Annotated in this window: 4 protein-coding genes; all 4 read left to right on the top strand. The window is 37.9% G+C overall.

The features are described 5' to 3' along the window. A partial coding sequence (locus tag B4C08_RS03705; protein ID WP_296663019.1) for an LlaJI family restriction endonuclease occupies positions 1-761 on the top strand: 761 nt, incomplete at its 5' end. Between the two features lie 285 nt (positions 762-1,046). Further along, positions 1,047-2,606 carry a glycoside hydrolase family 32 protein gene (locus B4C08_RS03700; RefSeq protein WP_296663017.1) on the top strand — a complete coding sequence of 520 codons (1,560 nt, stop codon included), beginning with the start codon at positions 1,047-1,049 and terminating at the stop codon, positions 2,604-2,606. 18 nt (positions 2,607-2,624) lie between these two features. Further along, on the top strand, positions 2,625-3,608 hold the full coding sequence (locus B4C08_RS03695; protein WP_296663014.1) for a carbohydrate kinase family protein: 984 nt from the start codon (positions 2,625-2,627) through the stop codon (positions 3,606-3,608). Between the two features lie 145 nt (positions 3,609-3,753). Then, the coding region (locus tag B4C08_RS03690) for a hypothetical protein (RefSeq protein WP_296663012.1) at positions 3,754-4,092 on the top strand (339 nt) is incomplete at its 3' end.

Below are 4,092 nucleotides of genomic sequence, written 5' to 3'. Positions count from 1 at the left end.
CGGAGCTTAAGCTGAACAAAAATCTTTTTATAGCCGTCATAAAAAAGGCGATGACACAGACTTTTAACGAGAACAATCTGCTTCTTTTTAAGAATATGCTGGATGTGCTGAATTTTCTTGATGAAAACTCTGAAAATAAGGAATTTATTTACGGAACTCAAAATTTCCATGTCATCTGGGAAAAACTTATTGACCGCATTTTTGGAGAGACGGACAAGGAAGATTTTTATCCCAAAGTTTATTGGAAGCTTAAAAACAAAAAAGGCAGTGAAGAGCGCTTTGAGTTTAGAACGGATGAGAAACACAACTCCCTCCGTCCCGACACGATTATGATAACAAACCGTGCAAAAACCGGGCAGAAAATTTTTGTGCTTGACTCAAAATATTACCGCTACGGAGCGACTGGCATAAAAAATCATCTTCCGGACAGCGCGAGCATTGTGAAGCAGTTCGCATATGCTGAATATATAGAAAAAAATGATTCAATTCCGGAAAAAATAAAACGGAACCGGACTGAGAATTCAATTTTCAATGCGTTTATAATGCCTGCCTGCGTCCAGAAAATTGAAAATATCGGCTATGCGGGCGCGGATTACATTTTGGCGGAAAAAGATTCTTCTGATGTTTCCTTTGTTCCTGAAAAATCATGGCACAAAATCCACGGAATCCTTCTTGACACAAAAACTGTAATGGAGCACGCCGCAAAAAAAGACAACGAGCTGATTGAGCAGCTTGCAGCGGCGATTGAAGAAAAAATATAACTCAAAAACATTTCCACTAAGTTCCCTGAATAAAGTAACTATATTTCCAAACTTAGTTACTTTATTTTAAAATATAGTTACTATATTTATCCAAAGAACTGGGTACATTTTTACTAAAAAGAAATACTTTATCCTGCGATTACAACTTTCAGGACTTTGGATTCTGTGAAGATTGAACCGGGTGTCTTCAATTTTTATCTGCCATACAATTTATAGAAAAATTTTTCTGAACAATGATATAATAATCTTTATATTTAATTACCTAGGAATGTCTTGGGAAAGTCTATGCAAAAATATACACTAAAAGCTGCTGTAAAAAAACAAAATGAAATTCAGGAAAGTTTGAAATTGCCGTCGCAAAATTTTCAGCTTCCACTTTTTCATGCGTTTTCTCCGGCGGGATGGTGCAACGACCCGAACGGCTTTTCATTTTTCGGCGGAAAGTTCCATTTGTTTTTTCAGTATCATCCGTATTCAACTCAATGGGGAGCAATGCACTGGGGGCATCTTTGCACTTCAGATTTTGTGCGCTGGGAAATTCTTGAGCCTGCTCTTGCTCCTGATTCCACTTTTGACTGCGAAGGCTGCTTTTCTGGAACGGCAATTGAATTTGAAGGGCGGCATATTCTTGTTTATACAGGAGTTTCAAAAAATTCAAAAGGCGAAACTTTGCAGAACCAGTGCGTGGCAGAAGGCGACGGACTTTGCTACAAAAAATTTCTTAAGAATCCTGTAATTGGCGCGGCAGATGTTCCTTTTGAATTTCAAAAAGGCGATTTCCGTGATCCCAAGCTGTGGCGAGAAGACGGAAAATTTTACATGGCGTGTGTCCTCAAAATGCCAGACGGAAAAGGCTCTCTTGTCTGCTTCTGCTCTAAAAATCTTTTTGACTGGAAATTCGTTTCTGTGATTGACAGGAGCAGCGGAAAAAGCGGAATGTGGGAGTGTCCAGACATTTTTAAATTGGACGGAAAGGACGTTGTGATTTTTTCTCCGCAGGAAATGAAAGCGGATTTTGAGAACGGACTTCACAACGGAAACAATAGTGTTTACATGACAGGAATTCTAAAAAGGCCAGAATTTGTTTTTGAGCGCGAAAGACGAACTGAAAATTCTTTTGATTTTGCGCAGATTGACGGCGGAATCGATTTTTATGCGCCTCAGACTTGCCTTGCTCCTGACGGACGAAGAATCATGATTGCCTGGATGCAAAACTGGGAATCGTACATTACGCCTCAAGATTATCTTTGGTCTGGAATGATGACTTTTCCCCGTGAACTTGAATTGAAGAACGGAAAACTTTTTCAAAATCCTGTGCATGAACTTTCATCATATAGAAAAAAATGTGAAAGCGGCATTGTCTTTGGAGGCTCTGGATTTGTAAAAAATGATTTTTTGCATGGAGATATTGAACTTGAGCTTTTTTCTGCTTTTGAAAATTCAGCGGCTTGCAAAAATCCAAATGGAAAATTTTCTCTTGTATTAAGCAGAACAATTGCAGGCAAAAAATTTTCCGTAGAATTCACTTGCGACTTTGCTGAACAAACGCTTTGGTTTGACAGAAAAAAATCCGTGGACGGCGGCGGAAAAATAAATTTCCGCAAAATGAAACTTCCGCTGTCTTCGTTCTGTTGCGAGAAATCCGTTTATGGAAAAAAGATTTCCCTTAGGATTTTAATTGATACTTGTTCCATGGAAGTTTTTGTTAACGACGGCGAGGTGGCATTTACAAATGCATTTTTTCTTATGCCTGCGCAAATTTTTGACAGCGATGAAAATTCCGTGTTGCTTGAAATGTCTGTTTCAGAAAATATCCGCGCTGAATACAAGATTTTTGAAATTTAAATTATGGAGATTTGCAAAATGAAAAATTACGATGCTGTTGCGCTGGGCGAGCTTCTTGTAGATTTTACTCAGAACGGAATGAGCGCACAAAAAAACTGGCTTATGGAGGCGAACGCTGGAGGAGCTCCGTGCAATGTTCTTGCGATGCTTTCAAAGCTTGGACATTCAGCTTCGTTTGTTGGAAAAGTCGGAGATGATATGTTTGGAAAAATGCTCAAGTCAAAAATTGAAAATCTTGGAATCGGAACAGAAAATCTTATCTTTTCAAAAAAATATAAAACAACGCTCGCTTTTGTTCACACTGCGGATGACGGCGACAGAAGTTTTTCGTTTTACAGAAATCAAGGCGCAGATTCAATGCTTGAAAAATCTGAAATAAAATCGGAGCTGATTTCAGCTGCAAAAATATTTCACTTTGGAACTTTATCAATGACAAATGAAATTTGCTTTGATGCTACAAAATTTGCACTTGAGACAGCAAAAAAATCTGGCGTGCTCCGTTCATTTGACCCGAACTTAAGGCTTCCGCTTTGGGAAAGTGAAAGCCAGGCAAAAGAAAAAATTTTGTTTGGACTTTCAGAATGTGAAATCTTAAAGATTGCATCAGAAGAGCTTGAATTTGTTTCAGGCGAAAAATCTATTTGCGATGGCATAAACTGGATCCGCTCAAAATTTAAAATTCCGCTGATTACAGTTACAAAGGGCAAGGACGGAAGCGAAGCGTTTTATTCTGACGGAAAAATTTCTTTGCATGAAACAGCCGGAACATTTTCAAACGTAAAAACAATTGACACGACTGGAGCGGGCGACACATTCTGCGCTTGCATCCTGCATGAAATTCTTTGCGCTGGATACGAAACTTTTTCTAGGGAGCGTCTGCAAAAAATGCTTGTCTTTGCAAATGCCGCTTCATCGCTTGTAACAACGAAAAAAGGCTCGCTTTCTGTAATGCCTATGCGCACGGAAATTGAACAGCTTATAAAAGATTTCAGCAAAAAATAACGGACAAAAAAAAATTCATAAACTTTTCGATATTGCCTCTTGTTCTATTGAAATTCTTGGAAAAGGTGCTATTATTTATATAGCCATTATATAGAAGATTTTTTTATTCTTTTATTCGCCCGTTTCGCTTTGCAGGGGAGGGCTTGTGAAGTCTAATATTCTTACCGATTTTCTAAACGACCATTTCGTTTTATTCACAAGTGTTCTTTCTGGAATTATCTGTGCTCTTTATATTTGGAAAGGCTTTAACGAGGGATTTTTCATTGGAACTTGTATTATTGCTGTTATGAATTTTATTTACGTTTTAGTTGCGGCTTTTTTCAAGCGGAAGTGTTTTTCTTATTTTTATCTTGTCTATTCAGTGATTCTTGTTTTCTTGATTGCGTTTGAAAAAACTTTTCTGTTCAACAATTTTACTGCGCTTTTTATTGTGTGCATTGTTGTTATGATAAAGCCTAAAGTAAAATATATTGCCATGCTGCTC

The sequence above is a fragment of the Treponema sp. UBA753 genome (assembly GCF_002297325.1).
In the GTDB taxonomy this organism is placed as follows: Bacteria; Spirochaetota; Spirochaetia; order Treponematales; family Treponemataceae; genus Treponema_D.
The sequence above is the reverse complement of the archived record's forward strand: the minus strand, read 5'-3'. Positions and strand labels throughout refer to the sequence as shown.

What these genes read in the sequence shown, in the direction of transcription:
- B4C08_RS03700 (WP_296663017.1), top strand. Translation starts at nt 1,047, where the DNA reads ATGCAAAAATATACACTAAAAGCTGCTGTAAAAAAACAAAATGAAATT.
- B4C08_RS03695 (WP_296663014.1), top strand. Translation starts at nt 2,625, where the DNA reads ATGAAAAATTACGATGCTGTTGCGCTGGGCGAGCTTCTTGTAGATTTT.